General features: G+C 69.5%; 14 protein-coding genes. 5 read left to right on the top strand and 9 right to left on the bottom strand.

Going from position 1 to position 14705, the window contains the following annotated elements; genetic code table 11:
• Nucleotides 1-156 precede the first annotated feature (156 nt).
• On the top strand, nucleotides 157-939 hold the full coding sequence (locus tag WMF29_RS24170; protein WP_437322502.1) for a rhomboid family intramembrane serine protease: 783 nt from the start codon (nucleotides 157-159) through the stop codon (nucleotides 937-939).
• A 42-nt stretch (nucleotides 940-981) separates the two neighbouring features.
• On the opposite strand, the gene WMF29_RS24165 is transcribed toward WMF29_RS24170, so the two are convergent.
• From WMF29_RS24165 to WMF29_RS24125, 9 genes are all read right to left on the bottom strand, one after another.
• Nucleotides 982-1329, bottom strand: coding sequence for a hypothetical protein (locus WMF29_RS24165; protein ID WP_437322501.1), 348 nt, complete (start codon nucleotides 1327-1329; stop codon nucleotides 982-984).
• Nucleotides 1330-1416: 87 nt separating this feature from the next.
• The gene (gene rpoD, locus WMF29_RS24160) at nucleotides 1417-3336 is read right to left on the bottom strand and encodes an RNA polymerase sigma factor RpoD (RefSeq protein ID WP_437322500.1); all 1920 of its coding nucleotides are present in this window, start codon (nucleotides 3334-3336) and stop codon (nucleotides 1417-1419) included.
• Between the two features lie 118 nt (nucleotides 3337-3454).
• The gene (gene dnaG, locus WMF29_RS24155) at nucleotides 3455-5404 is read right to left on the bottom strand and encodes a DNA primase (RefSeq protein WP_437322499.1); all 1950 of its coding nucleotides are present in this window, start codon (nucleotides 5402-5404) and stop codon (nucleotides 3455-3457) included.
• Nucleotides 5405-5603: 199 nt separating this feature from the next.
• On the bottom strand, nucleotides 5604-6161 hold the full coding sequence (atpC, locus tag WMF29_RS24150; RefSeq protein ID WP_437322498.1) for an ATP synthase F1 subunit epsilon: 558 nt from the start codon (nucleotides 6159-6161) through the stop codon (nucleotides 5604-5606).
• 7 nt (nucleotides 6162-6168) lie between these two features.
• Complete coding sequence (gene atpD, locus WMF29_RS24145; RefSeq protein WP_272093366.1) at nucleotides 6169-7593, bottom strand: F0F1 ATP synthase subunit beta; 1425 nt, start codon at nucleotides 7591-7593, stop codon at nucleotides 6169-6171.
• A gap of 241 nt (nucleotides 7594-7834) precedes the next feature.
• On the bottom strand, nucleotides 7835-8665 hold the full coding sequence (gene rsmA / locus WMF29_RS24140; RefSeq protein ID WP_437322497.1) for a 16S rRNA (adenine(1518)-N(6)/adenine(1519)-N(6))-dimethyltransferase RsmA: 831 nt from the start codon (nucleotides 8663-8665) through the stop codon (nucleotides 7835-7837).
• A 9-nt stretch (nucleotides 8666-8674) separates the two neighbouring features.
• Nucleotides 8675-10345: a DUF58 domain-containing protein gene (locus WMF29_RS24135; protein WP_437322496.1), complete on the bottom strand. Its 1671-nt coding sequence runs from the start codon at nucleotides 10343-10345 to the stop codon at nucleotides 8675-8677.
• A 6-nt stretch (nucleotides 10346-10351) separates the two neighbouring features.
• Nucleotides 10352-11329 carry an AAA family ATPase gene (locus WMF29_RS24130; RefSeq protein WP_437322495.1) on the bottom strand — a complete coding sequence of 326 codons (978 nt, stop codon included), beginning with the start codon at nucleotides 11327-11329 and terminating at the stop codon, nucleotides 10352-10354.
• A complete protein-coding gene (locus tag WMF29_RS24125) occupies nucleotides 11326-12762 on the bottom strand; it encodes a DUF4350 domain-containing protein (protein ID WP_437322494.1) in 1437 nt (478 codons plus the stop codon). The genes WMF29_RS24130 and WMF29_RS24125 overlap by 4 nt, the downstream gene beginning before the upstream one ends.
• 306 nt (nucleotides 12763-13068) lie before the next feature.
• Between WMF29_RS24125 and WMF29_RS24120 the strand changes: the two genes are divergently transcribed.
• The 4 genes from WMF29_RS24120 to rimM all read left to right on the top strand — a co-directional run bounded on the left by WMF29_RS24120 (nucleotide 13069) and on the right by rimM (nucleotide 14697).
• Nucleotides 13069-13251, top strand: coding sequence for a hypothetical protein (locus WMF29_RS24120; protein WP_157906850.1), 183 nt, complete (start codon nucleotides 13069-13071; stop codon nucleotides 13249-13251).
• 401 nt (nucleotides 13252-13652) lie between these two features.
• Entirely contained in the window at nucleotides 13653-13919 is a 267-nt protein-coding gene (gene rpsP, locus WMF29_RS24115; protein ID WP_012237071.1) for a 30S ribosomal protein S16, read from the top strand.
• A gap of 1 nt (nucleotide 13920) precedes the next feature.
• Complete coding sequence (locus WMF29_RS24110) at nucleotides 13921-14172, top strand: KH domain-containing protein (protein WP_012237070.1); 252 nt, start codon at nucleotides 13921-13923, stop codon at nucleotides 14170-14172.
• 12 nt (nucleotides 14173-14184) lie between these two features.
• Nucleotides 14185-14697 carry a ribosome maturation factor RimM gene (gene rimM / locus WMF29_RS24105; protein ID WP_272093361.1) on the top strand — a complete coding sequence of 171 codons (513 nt, stop codon included), beginning with the start codon at nucleotides 14185-14187 and terminating at the stop codon, nucleotides 14695-14697.
• Nucleotides 14698-14705 lie beyond the last annotated feature (8 nt).

The following is a 14705-nucleotide window of genomic DNA, read 5'->3' as shown; positions in this document are numbered from 1 at the left end:
GGCTGGCGTGCGGTCGGGCGGACGCTACCCCAGAGCGTCCTGGATGGCGCGCAGCGGCGTCGCGGCCGCTGGAGGGCGGTCGGCGCGGGGCGGATCGCCGTGGAGTCCGGGGGGCAGCGGTTGCTCGTCGGGGGCGCCGCTGTTAGGTGGAGATCCATGCGCCCGGAGCACAGCTCGATGGGGTTCCCCAAGCCAGGCAAGGCCCTGCTGGGGATGATGATCGCGATCGGCTGTATCTGGGTGATGTTCACCCTGGGCCTGAACTGGGGGGGCGCCGGCGAAGGCGTGCTCGAGCCGTTCCTCGGCATCAGCGAGAAGGTGCTCCACGGTCAGGTGTGGCGGCTGCTCACCGCGCCGCTCGTCCACGACCCGAGCGATCCCTGGCACTTCGTCACGACGCTGCTCGGCCTGTATTTCCTCGGTACCTCGCTCGAAGAGCGCTGGGGAGCCAGGCGCACGCTGGCGTTCCTGTTCGGCTCCGCCGCCTTCGCGTTCGCGCTCCAGGTGGCGGTGGGCGCGCTCCTCCCGAAGATGGCGCGGCCCGTGTTCTACGGCGGGCTCGGGATGATCGAGGCGGTCGCCGTCGCGTGGGCGCTCGCGCACCGACATGCCACGGTCCGCCTCTTCTTCGTCCTCCCCGTGACGGGCACCATGCTGCTCGTCTTCATCTTCGGGATCTCGGTGCTCAACGTCATCGCCATGCGCGCGCCCCCCGAGGGGCTGATCACGCCGTTCGGCGGCATGCTCGCGGGTTACCTCTTCGGCGACTTCTCCCCGCTGCGCCGCTTCTATCTACGGATGCGCTTCCGTCAGCTGCAGGCGCAGTCCGCCGCGCTCCGCCGTGTCCCCGCGGCGCGCGGCCGCTCCGGGGGCGTCCCGCTGCGGGTCATCCCCGGCGGCCAGAAGGACCCCCCGAAGGACAAGCGCTATCTCAACTGAAAGGATCGCGGGGCGCCCCGCCCCGGCCGCGCTCCCAGGTGTTCAGGGCGTGGCGCACCGGCGGAGCTCTTCGAGCGTCTTCGCGCGGGTAAGGCAGCCGAGCTCGCCGGGGTCGATCTTGCTCCCGGCGAGCTCCCGCTTGCAATCGGATGTCCACTCTGACGAGAGCCTCTCGCCCTCGCTGTCGATCACCACGGAGGCTTTCCCCGGGCCCCCTGGAGCGGTGGACCCCACCCGCTTTGCCTCCGCTGCCCATGCGGTGCGCATGCCCTCGCCGATCGTGCGGCAGTCTTCTTCGGACATCGTCTTGCTGCAGCCGCCGAGGACCGCGCTCGCGAGCACGAGGAGGGCCACGGCGGTGCGCTGCTCGCCAGGCGAACGCCTGCCCACGCGAGCGAGTGATTGGCCAGCGCGAGGCCAGCAGCGCGGCCTGCGCGGGAGAGCTGTCTTCGGTTGGCGAGCAGGCCAGCCCACGGACTAGCTGTCGATGAAGCTCTTGAGCTGCTTCGAGCGGCTGGGGTGCCGGAGCTTGCGGAGCGCCTTCGCCTCGATCTGCCGGATGCGCTCGCGGGTGACCTCGAAGTCCTGACCGACCTCTTCGAGCGTATGATCGCTCTTCTCGCCGATGCCGAAGCGCATCCGGAGCACCTTCTCCTCGCGCGGCGTCAGCGTCTTCAGGACCTTACGGGTCTGCTCCGCGAGGTTCATGTTGATCACCGCCTCCGCGGGCGAGATCACGCTCTTGTCCTCGATGAAATCGCCAAGGTGCGAGTCCTCTTCCTCGCCGATGGGGGTCTCGAGCGAGATCGGCTCCTTCGCGATCTTCAGGACCTTGCGCACCTTGTCGAGCGGGAGCTCCATCTTCTCGGCGATCTCCTCGGGGGTCGGCTCGCGGCCGTACTCCTGCACGAGGTAGCGCGAGGTGCGGATCAGCTTGTTGATCGTCTCGATCATGTGGACCGGGATGCGGATCGTCCGCGCCTGGTCCGCGATCGCGCGGGTGATCGCCTGCCGGATCCACCACGTCGCGTACGTCGAGAACTTGTAGCCGCGCTTGTACTCGAACTTGTCGACGGCCTTCATGAGGCCGATGTTCCCTTCCTGGATGAGGTCCAGGAACTGGAGGCCGCGGTTCGTGTACTTCTTCGCGATGGAGACCACGAGGCGGAGGTTGGCCTCGACCAGCTCCGCCTTGGCGCGCTCCGCCATCCGCTCCCCCTCGCGGATGTTCTCGTAGGTATCGCGGATCGCCGCGACGTCGATGTTGAGCTCTTCCTCGACCTTCTTCAGGCCCTTCTGGGCGTTCTTGATGGTCGACTCGAAGTCGTTGAGCTCCTCGCGGTTGACGTTGAGCTTCTTGGCGAGCCGCCCCTCGAGGGCGCGGTTGCCCTTCACCTTGATGAGCTCGCGCTTGAGCTCGCCCTTCGAGAGCCCGGTGCGCCGCTCCAGCTCCGTCGCCCCCGCCTCCGCCTTCTCGACCTTCGAGATGAGGCTCTTCAGCTTCTGGACGATCTTGTCGATCGTCCGCTTGTTGAGGCGCATCTCCTCGAGCGTCGTCACGAGCTCGGCTGTCGACTGCGTCACCTCGACGTCGATCTGCTTGCGGCGGACCTCCGTCTTCACCTCTTTGCGCTCCTCCAGGAGCTCCGCCTTCTTCTTGTCGACGCGCTTCACCTTGTCGATGAGGCGGATGATGCGCCGGTCGGCCTCCTCCTCGTCGAACTCCTGGTCGTCGTTCTCGGCGTCCTTGATGAGCTCCTTCACCCGGATCTTGTGCTTCCGGAGCTTCTCTCCGAGATCGATGATCTCGCGGACGGCGATGGGGGAGTCGAGGATGGCGGCGTTGACCTTCTGCTCGCCGATCTCGATCCGCTTCGCGATCTCGACCTCGCCCTCGCGGGTGAGCAGCGAGACGCTGCCCATCTTCCGGAGATACATCCGGACGGGGTCGTTCGACTTCGAGTAGTAGTCGACGTCCTCTTCCTCGCGGTCGGGCGTGACGACGAGCTTCTTCTCGCCCGCCTCCTCGTCCGCGATGCGCTTCGGCGCGATCTTCACCTGGGTCGCGCCGTCGACGATCTCGATGTCCTCGTCGCCGAGGGCGCCCACCACGTCGTCGAGCTGATCGGGCGCGACGTCCGCGGGGAGCGCGTCGTTCACCTCGTCATAGGTGAGAAAGCCTTTGCTCTTGCCGGTTTCGACGAGCTTTTCGAGCGTCTTCCGGTCCTTCTCCGACCGCTCGGCCCGGATGCCCGCGTCTCCTTTGTTGCTAGGGCGCGCCCCCCCCTCGGCGTGCCCGCGTGTCGATGCGTGCCGCGCGCCGTTCAGCGCGCCGCCCCCCGCCGCCCTCGCGACCCCGCCTGCCCGACCGGAAGATTGCTTGGCCTTGCTCGCCATTACCTCATGCTCCACTTACGGCGACCAGCTCGCCGCGACCGACAAGACACCCAATGACTCCGATAAACTCTAGGGATCACGCACGTCGGGCCGCCACGGCGAGGCGACCCGGAACGCATCAAGGAAGACCGAGACCCCCCGCTCTTCGCTGGAATAGCTCACGCAGCAAAGCGTTTTCAGCATCAGCGTCGACCGCGCTCTTCTGGAGCTGGCTCACGACGGCTGCTTTTTGGCGCGCCAGGGCTTGTCTGCTCAACTTTTGTGAATTCTCCAAGAGCGTCGCCTTGGCCGTTGAGGCCGCTTCGAAGACAGGCGAGACCAGCCGTCCAGCCGCGAATGAATGGATCGGAGCCGGGACTTGCGCAAGAAATTCGCTGGCGGCAAGACCCATTTCAAAAGTGAAATTTTGACGCGCCGCAACAATCGCTAGGGCGACATCGCCTTCGAGGCACTCCAGCGCTGTCTGGAGATCGTCGTCGGCCAGAAGCTCAGGGAAATCGAGGATCGCGCCCAGGATCTCCAGGCTTACCTCCTGGATTTGAGCGCGTGAACGCGCGCGCTCCCACGTCTCGGTCGTCTGTCCGGACGGGATCACCTCGCGGGTTGGCTGGTTCCGTGGGCGGGAGAGGGATTCCTCGACGACGCGCTCCAGCTGCCGGAGGTCGTCCGGTGAGCGGCCGCCGATCACGAGCTTCGAGGAGAGGCGATCGGCGTAGAGCTTCGCCATCATCCTGAGGTTCGGGTCGTCTTCTTCAGAGAGCAGCGCGGTCACGGCGCGCACGCGGGCGAGCTGCTCGGGCAGCGACGAGCCTCCGAAGGTGTCGCCGTCGAGCGCCTCGTCGATGAGGTGCTCGAGCAGGCCGCGCGCCGCCTTGACGATGCGCGCGATCGCCTCCGGGCCGTGCTTGCGCGCGAGGTCGTCCGGATCGACGCCGGAAGGCAGCACGGCGACGCGCGCGCTCAGCCCGGCCTCGCGGCACGGGGAGCGCGCCGCGCGCGTGGCCTTCTTGCCGGCCGCGTCGCCGTCGAACAGCAGGATGACCGCGGGCGCGAAGCGCTTGATGAGCTTCGCCTGTCCGGGCGTGAAGGCGGTGCCGAGCGGAGCGATCGCCTGGCCGATGCCGCGGGCGTGGAGCGCGACGACGTCGAAGTTGCCCTCCACGAGGATCGCCTCGCCGCGCTGGCGGATCGACTGGCGCGCCTGGTGCAGCCCGAAGAGATGCTCGCCCTTCGTGTAGATGGGCGACTCGGGGCTGTTGATGTACTTCGCCGGCGCGCCGTCGGCCTGCGGCGCAGGGCCGGTGAGGCCGAGCGACGAGAGCTCGGAAGGGCTGGGATCGGGCAGCGCGCGTCCGCTGAACGCGATCACCCGGCCCATCACGTCGGTGACGGCGAACATGAGCCGGTGGCGGAAGCGGTCGTAGTGGCCGCTCCCCGACGAGCGCGGCACGAGGAGCCCGACGCGCTCCGCGAGGACCGGGGAGACGCCTTGCTGTCGCAGGTACGTGGAGAGCCCGTCCCAGCCGAACGGGGCGTAGCCGATCCGGAACGCCTGGAGGGCGTCGGCGATCGGATCAACGGCTCCATCGCCGTCGCGGAGGGGCAGGCCGCGCCGCTGGAGCTCCTCGTGAGCGTAGCGCGCGAGCGGGTGAGGAGCGCTGCCCGGCCCCCCGCGGAGGCTGTGCTCGAAGAACGTCGCGGCGAGGTGGTTGACGGCGTAGAGGTCGTCCTTCGACCTGCGCGCCGCCTGCGCCTCGCGCCGCTCGGCCTCGGTCAGCGACTCCGCCACCTCGATGCCGGCGCGCTCGGCGAGCGCGCGGACCGCCTCGGAGAACGTCCGGCCTTCGAGCTTCATCACGAAGTCGATGGCGCTGCCGGTCTCCTTGCAGCCGAAGCAGTGATAGAACCCGCGGTTCGGGCTCACGTGGAAGCTGGGCGTCTTCTCCTTGTGAAAGGGACAGAGCCCGGTGAAGGAGTGCCCTCGGCGGGCGAGGCGCACGCTTTCGCCGATGAGCGCTACGAGATCCGTGCGCTCTTTCACGAGCGCGATCGTCTCCGGAGAGATCATGGGCTGCCTTGGGGGCTCCGTGCGTGCGGGGCCCGCAGATCATCACGGGTGGACTCAGACGGCGTGGCGGCGTCCGCGCCAGCGCCTCGGCGGTACGGGCAGCTCGCGAAGCGGGAGACCCCCCAGTCCCTCGCGGCCTGTGTGGAGACAAGTGTCCTGTGCGGCGGCCGCACGTGCAAGGCGGTAGCCGCCAGAGACGTCACTTCGGATCGGGGAACGGAGAGCCGGGCTTCTTGTGGTCCGTGAGGCTCTCGTCGGGCTGGGAAGCCTCGACCATCTCGTCAACAGGCGGCGCCTCGGCGTGCTCGGCCAGGAAGCGCGTGTCTTCGCGTACCATCGGAGGGGGCGGATCGCCGATGAGCTCGAGCTCGGTGGCGAGCCACTGCTCCTCTTCGATGAGCGCCCGGCGGCGCGGATCAGTCAGGTCGCCTTGCCAGTGGTCGAGCTCGGCGTCGACCTCCTTGAGCCGGAGGCGTACCCTCACGACGTCGACGTCATCCTTCACCGCGAAGCGCTCGGTGAGGAGCAGCGCGGTGTCGTTGGCGACCTCGACGAAGCCGTGATGGACGGCCAGGCGGTGCTCCTGGCCGTTCTGGTGGTAGGTCACGAGGCCGGTCCGGAGGGCGGCGAGCAGCGGGAGGTGACCCGGGAGCACACCGAACTCGCCGGCGACGCTCGGCGCGGTCACGTCCGTGACCTGCTCGCGCAGCGCGACGCCGGTCGGCGTCACGATCTCGAGGAGGATTGTGTCGGCCATGGCTGCGTCAGGACGCCCTCTGCGAAGCGCGAGCCTTCACGTCCTCGATGCCGCCCACCAGGTAGAAGTCCTGCTCCGCGACATGGTCGAGCTTGCCGTCGAGGATCTCCTCGAAGCCCGCGATCGTGTCCTTCAGCGGCACGAGCTTGCCCTCGAGGCCGGTGAACTGGGCGGCGACGAAGAACGGCTGCGACAGGAACTTCTGGATCTTGCGGGCGCGCGCCACGACGAGCTTGTCGTCCTCGCTGAGCTCGTCCATGCCGAGGATGGCGATGATGTCCTGGAGGTCCTTGTAGCGCTGCAGCGTCTGCTGGACGCGCCGCGCGACGGAGTAGTGCTTCTCGCCGACGATCTGGGGATCGAGCATCGTCGAGTTCGAGTCGAGCGGATCGACGGCCGGGTAGATGCCGAGCTCCGAGATCGCGCGCGAGAGGACGGTGGTGGCGTCGAGGTGGGCGAAGGCCGTGGCCGGCGCGGGGTCGGTCAGGTCGTCGGCAGGGACGTAGATCGCCTGGACGCTGGTGACGGAGCCCTTGGTCGTCGAGGTGATGCGCTCCTGGAAGGCGCCCATCTCCGTCGAGAGGGTCGGCTGGTAACCGACGGCGCTCGGGATGCGCCCGAGGAGCGCGCTCACCTCGGAGCCCGCCTGGGTGAACCGGAAGATGTTGTCCACGAACAGGAGGACGTCCTGCCCCTCCTCGTCGCGGAAGTGCTCGGCCACCGCGAGCGCCGAGAGCGCGACGCGAGCGCGGGCGCCCGGGGGCTCGTTCATCTGGCCGTAGATCAGCGCGGCCTTCGAGATGACGGGGCTGCCATCCGCGAGCTTCGACTCGCTCATCTCGAGGAAGAGGTCGTTGCCCTCGCGCGTCCGCTCGCCGACGCCGGCGAAGACCGACACGCCGCCGTGCGCCTTCGCGACGTTGTTGATGAGCTCCAGGATGAGCACCGTCTTGCCGACGCCAGCGCCGCCGAAGAGGCCGATCTTGCCGCCCTTGCGGTAGGGGGCGATCAGGTCGATGACCTTGATGCCCGTCTCGAAGACCTCGACCTTGGTCGACTGCTCGATGAACGGGGGCGGCTCCCGGTGGATCGGCGCCAGCTTCTTCGCATGAACGGGGCCGGCTTCGTCGATCGGCACACCGACGACGTTCAGGATCCGGCCGAGGCACTCGTTGCCGACCGGCACCATGATGGGCTTGCCCGTGTCGCGGACTTCCATCCCGCGCACGAGGCCGTCGGTGGAGTCCATCGCGATCGTGCGCACCGACGACTCGCCGAGGTGCTGGGCGACCTCGAGCACGAGGTTGTCCGGCTCAGCCGAGATGCTCGGGTTGCTCAGCTTGAGCGCGTTCAGAATCTTGGGCAGCTGGCCAGCCGGGAAATCGACATCGACGACCGGTCCGATGACCTGGGTGATCTTTCCAACAACCATGGAGCGGGAGTCCTCCTCGTACGTGCTTTGACGAGTCGCGGGGCCCACTAGCACGGACCTGCGCGTCCGACTAGTGCCGTCTGCCAGAAATTCTGCGGGATTTTTGACAGCGCTTCGTTGCGGACGCGCGGCATCGGGCGTGTTTTCCGGAGGCTGGGCTCCACACGGGACGTCCGGGTGCAACGTCCATTCGCGGTCGTTCTCCGGCTCCAGCGAGAGGGAGCCGGCGCGCGGTGGGCGCTCAGCGTCCTGTGGAAGCGGCGATCCGCGCGAACGCCTCGACGCTGAGCGTCTCGCCGCGCGCGTCGAGCGAGATGCCGGCGTCCTTCGCGTGCCGCTCGAGCTCCTGGGCGGACCAGCCGTAGAGGTTCTTCCAGGCGTTCCGGAGCGTCTTGCGGCGCGCCGAGAACGCGGCGCGCACGGCCGCGCGGAAGGCGTCCGTCTCCTCGGCGCGCCGCGGGCGCCACGGCGTCAGCACGACGACCGCCGAGTCGACCTCGGGCCTCGGGTAGAACGCGCCGGCGCGCGCGATCAGGAGGCGGCGCACGTCGAACGCGGCCTGCACGAAGACCGAGAGCGCGCCGTAGTCGGCGCTGCCCGGGGCGGCGACGAGGCGCTCCGCGACCTCGAGCTGCACCATGAACACCGCGCGATCGATCTGATGCGCGACGGTGGTCGCCTGCTCGAGGAGCCGGCCCGTGATGTGGTACGGGAGGTTGCCCGCCACCGCGTGCGGCCGCGCGTGGCCGGAGAGCGCGCCGACCCAGTCGACCTGCGCTGCGTCGGCCTCGAGCAGCGTCAAGCGGCCTTCCTCGATCGGCCCAGCGAGCTGCTCGCGCAAGATCGGGACGAGGTCGCGATCGCGCTCGATGGCGACGACGTGCGTGGCGCGATCGAGGAGCGGCCGCGTGAGCGCGCCGAGCCCTGCTCCGATCTCGATCACCGCGCCGCCCTCCGTCGTCGTGGCCGCCTCGGCGATCCGGCGCGCCGCATCGACGTCGACGAGGAAGTTCTGCCCGAACCCCTTCTTCGGGGAGAGACCGCGTGTGCGCAAGAGCTCTGCGATGGCCATCTCTCGTCCTCAGATCTGCGGCGGGTGCGCCCCGTCGTGGGCTGCTTCTGCGGCTCTGCTCGGCGCGGCCGCCGCGCGCAGCCGCACCACGCGCACGCCGACCCTGCGGAGAACGGCTTCGCGGCGCGTCTGAGCTACCCGCGCGCGGATGAGCACCGCCTCGGCCGCGATCGGCGCGAGCTCCTGGAAGGCCTTGTTGGCGGGCGTGGGGCCGCTCTGCCCCTCGTCGCCGTCGCTCTCCTGCGGTCGCGGCGCCTCCCAGGGAGGGCCGAGCCCTGGCTCGAGATCCGGGAGCGTCCACACCACGTGCACAGCCTTCCGCGAGAGCCGACGCACGGCCTCCGAGAGCTGGCTCAGCTGTGCGTCGGCGGGAGGCGACGCGAGGACGTAGACCATGCTCGCGCGCGGCTTGACGCGCGCGATGTGCGTGAGCGACTCGGCGACCGCCACGGCGGGATCGCGCCGATCCGGCTCGGCGCGCGCGGGCGACTCGATGCCGTAGCTCGCGAGGTAGCGGCGCAGCGTCCGTTCGCGCTGCGAGCGCCCGAGCGGCGCCGGAGCCGAGAAAGGCGCACGCGCCCGCATCGACTCCGCGCGGGCCGCCAGCCGATCGATGTCGCCGCGGCGCAGATCGTCGAGGCCGCGCGCGTCGAGCGGCCTGAGGTGCTCGATGACGCGCGCCGCGACGTCCGGCTCGTCGAGCTCGCTCCGCTCCGCGTCGTAGGTGCCGCACCCGACGGTGAGCGCTTGCGCGATCTTCTGGCCATGCCCAGGGCCGTGATCGGGCGCGATCGTCACGCGCGGGCCTGGCGCCAGGATGATGAGCCCGACGCGGTCGCCGCGCCCGAGGTGCCTCGTCGCGATGGCCGCGGCCTCGTCGATCATGAGATCGAGCGGAGCCCGGCCGAGCGGGCCCGCCCAGAGCTCCACGGCCGCGTCGACGAGGATCCAGACCACATCCCGCTCCTCGCGCTCGAACTCCCGCACGAGCAGTGTGCCCCGGCGCGCGCTCGCCTTCCACGCGATCTTCCGGAACGGGTCCCCCGGCTGGTGCTCTCGCAGCTCGCGCAGGTCGTCTCCTTCGCCGCGTACGCGCCCGGGCTTGCCTGAGGCAGCGAGGAGGTGACTGCGTCCTCCACGCGGCTGCGTCAGGTAGGGCATGAAGGGCCGCGGGAGCACCTCGATGCCGTACGGGTTCGCGAAGGTCAGGGGTACCTCGAAGAGCCCCGGGGCGCCGTGCACCTCGAGCGCGAGCCCGTGGAGCCCGTGCTGCCCGACGCGCGGCGTTCGCACGATGACCTTCACCTTGAGCCGACCCGAGGCGGAGACTTCGCCGCGGTTCGGCTCGATGCGCACGTCGAGCTGCGACGACGCGATGGTGCGCAGCTTGACGTAGCGAGCCGCGAGGGTGTCGCGGTTCCTAACCTCGGCCTCGATCTCCACGGTGCCTCCCCGCGCAGAGCGGAGGATTCGCCGCGAGCCGCCCCAGAGCATCTCGAACCCAGCCGCGCGGATGCGCGCCACCGACACCAGCGTCACGCCGCGGGCGAGCGCGATCGCGACAAGGATCGCCCCGCCCCAGCCGACGATCGCTGGCTCGCGCGCGATGAGCCCGGCGCCCATGACCGCGACGCCGGCGATGGCCAGGTGGGCGGCGGTGCGCGTGGGGTAGAGCTGCATGCGGATCTACGCCGGCCGCGCCGCGCGCCTGTACCCCACGCGCTGAACCGCCTCGTCGATGACCGTGTCGCGCGCCTTGGGGTCCACGTCGGCCTCGGGTACCAGCACGAGGCGATGGGCCAGCGTCGCTTGCGCCATGCCGCGCACGTCGTCCGGCGTGACGAACGGGCGCCCGCCGATCACCGCCGCCGCCTTGGCGGCCTGGACCAGCGCGAGCGTGGCCCGCGGCGATGCGCCGAGCAGCACGCGAGGGTGCGTGCGCGTGAACGCGGTGAGGTTCACCGCGTACTCGTACAGATCCTCCTCGACGTGGATCCTTCGCGCGACACCCTGCAGCATGAGGAGGTCCTGGACGGAGAGCGTCGCCCGCGCCCGCGGCGCCTCGACGTTGTGCGCGCGGAGCATCGCCACCTCGTCCTTGTGCTGCGGGTAGCCGAGGCTCACGCGGATGAGGAACCTGTCGATCTGCGCCTCGGGCAGCGGGTAAGTCCCCTCCAGATCGATCGGGTTCTGTGTCGCGAGCACCATGAAGGGCGACGGCAACTCGAAGCGATCGCCTTCGATCGTCACCTGTCGCTCCTGCATCGCCTCGAGGAGGGCCGACTGGGTCTTCGCCGGGGCGCGGTTGATCTCGTCGGCGAGCACGAGGTTCGCGAAGATCGGACCGGGGCGCAGCGTGAAGGTCCCTTCCTTGGGCGACAGGACATAGGTTCCCGTGATGTCGGCGGGCAGGAGGTCGGGCGTGAACTGGATCCGCCGGACCGACGCGCCAAGCGCGGCCGCGAACGCCTTGACCAGCGTGGTCTTCGCGACGCCGGGGACGCCCTCCAGCAGCACGTGCCCCTGCGCGAGCAGGGCGGTGAGCATCAGATCGATCGCGCGCGACGATCCGATGTAAACGCGCGTGATCTCTCGCCGGACCGCCTCGATCCGCTCCTTGGCCGCGGAGATTTCGTCGACGGCGACGGCCTGCACCTGGTTCATCGAGCGCCTTTGTCTGAGTGGGGGGTGGCGAGCTTCGCGTCTGTCGGCGACGGGGGCGCCGTCGCAGGATCAGGGGGCGCGCCGGCGTGACGTCCGCGCGACGGTTTCCGGCCGTCGGCGCCGCAGGCGGCGAGGACGTTCCGCACGACGTCGGCGGCGTGCATGAGCGTGGGCCTGGACACGTTCGCCGGTTTGCCGGCGACGACGGACGCTTCGACTCGGTACATGGTGCCCAGAACATCCTTGAAGGCCGAGAGGGCTCGCTCGTCAAGAGATCCCTCTCGCGCGACCAGCCGCGCGACCGTCTCCTGCGCCGGATTCGCATCCAGGCCGAACCGCAAGGACAGCGCCTCGAACAGGGCGCTCTTCAGCTCGAGGAACGCGAGCCCTCGCGGGGAAGAGGGGGCGGCGAGGACGGCGACGCGCCCGGCTGCGCCTCCCTGCGCGACGAGCGGCGTCGGGCGGGCGTATCGGGGGAGCGGGCTCCGGTAGGGCCGCGCGGAGGCGCGCGCGGTCCAGATCGCGAGGCCGAGGCCGGCGAGCGCCGAGAGCGCGAGGAGGGCGCCGCCTGGAAGCCCGTCGCGGCGGGCGTCCTCGACGGCGCTCGCGAGCGCCTTGACCTGCGCGTCGAAGTCCTTGCGGAGCGACGTCTCGCCGCCGAACGAGCTCTCTTCATCGAACCGGTTCGCGACGATGTGGAGCCGCCCTCGGCGCGGCTCCGCCCCATCCTCGTCGACCAGGTAGCGGGTCAGGCCCGAGGCGAAGGCGCGGTTGCCGGGGTACCTGAGCATCATGTTCATCAGCGCGGACGGGTCGCCCATCGCGAAGAGCCGTCCCTTGCCGACCTGCCCGGCGACGGCGAGGATCACGTCCGGCTCGCTGACGGCGCGGATCCGCAGCACGGGCGAGAGGTTCGGATGCCGGAGGCCGGTCGCATGGTTCGTGACGAGCCGCTCCACGTGGCCGACGACGGGGTGCCTGCCGACGGAGTGGCCCCCGACGGTGTCGGCGACCGGCTCCGCGATCGCGAGGGAGGGTCGGTTCCGGAGCGCGGCGAGCGGCCGGGCCGGCGTGGGGATGCGCTCGATCTGGAACCGCCTGAGCGTGTCGTCGCCGCGGCCGAAATCGTCGATGATGGCGAGCCGCCCCCCGGCCTTCATGAAGGCGGTCGTCTCGTCAGCGTCGAGCGTTTGCAGCGGGTGGAGGACCAGGATGCCGTCCTCGGGGCCGACCTGGCTCCAGTCGAGCACAGCGACGGGGTGGACCCTCGCGGCCCCCAGCTCCGCGCGCGCGATCTCGAGAAGCTCCGAACAACCCTCCCAGCTCGGGTCGTTCACGTCGAAGGCGGCGCCTGCTGCTCGGGCGGGCGCGAGCAGCGCCATCAGTGCGACGAGCGCCGCCAGGAAGGAGCAGGATGTGACCTGCGAGCGCACCGGGCGACGCCGATCTTCCCGAACAAGTTCGGGAACGGAGCCGGAACTGGAACTGGAACTGGAACTGGAACCGGAACTGGCTCCAGGACCAGAAGCAGAACCCGACCCTGAGCCTGGGGAGCATGCGTGCGCAAACCACGCGCCGTGCCGCGTCATGAGCGCCGCGAACATACCACTGTCGGCCCGACCGATAACCTTGACCCGCCATCCCACATTGCTAGATTCGCTTCTAAGAGCGGGGTGCTTTCTCGCAGACCTCGTTCCACCAATTCAGCCGAGCACTCTACGAGGTGGAGGGGTTAGTCGATGCTTCCTCCGTTCATCATCGAGCAAATACGGCAGCGCGAAGAAGAGAAGGATCGGTCCAGAAGAGAAGAAATTCGACCGCGCCTCGAGCTGCCGATCGAACGCTACCCTGCACCTCGTCGTCTTCCGGACTCGGAAGAGGACGATCCCAACCGGGGCGTCATCATCCTCGATCTGGGCTGACGCCACGGGTAGCACGCGCTCCCGCGTGAACCTCCCGGAGACGCTGCTCCAGCGAACGCGTCCTGGACGACGTACTTCCCCGACACTCATCGTTTTTCGCGAATTCCACGAAGTTGATGACCGTGCATGTACGCGGATCTCGGCTCCGCGCTCGCACCGGGCTCGTCCGGCGAGGACGCTCGGCGACGGGCAAGAGCGGCCTTGCGCTGGCTGCGGTGGCCCCAAAGTTGTCCTTCACGGACGTGTCCTGCGCGTGCGGGGTTGACCCCCACCAGGATCTTCGCCTAGGTTGCGCCCCCACTTCTGGCGCCTAGCACTGAACGAGCTACGCTCGGGCGCCTCCAGAGCAGGCCGTGCACAACGTGCGCACGGGCTCTTCCATATCGATCGAGGTTCTACAGATGGCCGTTCATATTCGCCTCGCCCGCGCGGGCACCAAGAAGACGCCCTTCTACCGCATCGTCGTCGCCGACCAGCGCAGCCCGCGCGGCGGCAGGTTCATCGAGCGGCTGGGCACGTACGACCCGCGCAGGACCGAGATCCGCCTCGATGTTCCCCGCGTGAGGCACTGGATCTCGAACGGCGCCCAGCCGACGCACACGGTGGCGCTGCTCCTGAAGCACCCTGGGCTGGCCCAGGCGGCCGCCCCCGCGGACGCCGCGAAGTAGCATGGCCTCGTCGACGTCTCCGCTGGTCGATCTCGTCGCGCTCGTTGCACGCGCGCTCGTCGATCAGCCGGACCGGGTCGTCGTGCGCGAGGTCGCGGGAGATCGCTTCCCCCGGATCGAGCTGACGGTCGCGCGCGAGGATATCGGCAAGGTGATCGGCAAGGACGGGCGCACTGCGCAGTCGATCAGGACGTTGCTGAGCGCCGCCGCGAGCAAGTCGGGGCGCCGCGCGCACCTCGACATCCTCGACTGAGGCGAGCCCGACGTGGAGCGACGCTACGTTCCCGTCGCGGATGTCGCCCGTCCGCACGGCGTCCAGGGGGAGCTGCGACTGCGCCTCTACAACGAGGCGTCCGACCTGCTCCTCACGCGCCCTCCGATCAGGCTGCGCCTTCCCGACGGCTCTGCGCGGGACGCGAAGATCGTCGCGACGCGGCCCGTCGACAAGGCGCTGCTCGTGCGGATCGCCGGGATCGACGATCGGGACGCGGCCGAGGCCCTGCGCGGAGCGACGGTGTGCGTGCCGCGGGATGCGTTCGCGCCGCTCTCCGAGGGCGAGTTCTACGCCTGCGACGTCGAGGGGGCGCGCGTGATGACGCCCGATGGCGGCCTGCTCGGGCACGTCAAGTCGCTCCAGTCGTACCCGACCTGCGACGTGCTCGTCGTGGAGAGGCAGGGCGCAGATTCCATCGAGATCCCGCTGACCGAGAGCTTCGTCAGCAGCGTGGACGCGGAGCGGCAGGTCGTCCAGCTTGCGACGCTGGAAGGCCTCGTCTGAGCCGCCAT

Origin of the sequence: Sorangium sp. So ce381, assembly GCF_051473845.1 — a bacterium.
GTDB classification, from domain to species: domain Bacteria; phylum Myxococcota_A; class Polyangia; order Polyangiales; family Polyangiaceae; genus Sorangium; species Sorangium atrum.
This window is presented reverse-complemented; position numbering and strand designations above follow the sequence as displayed.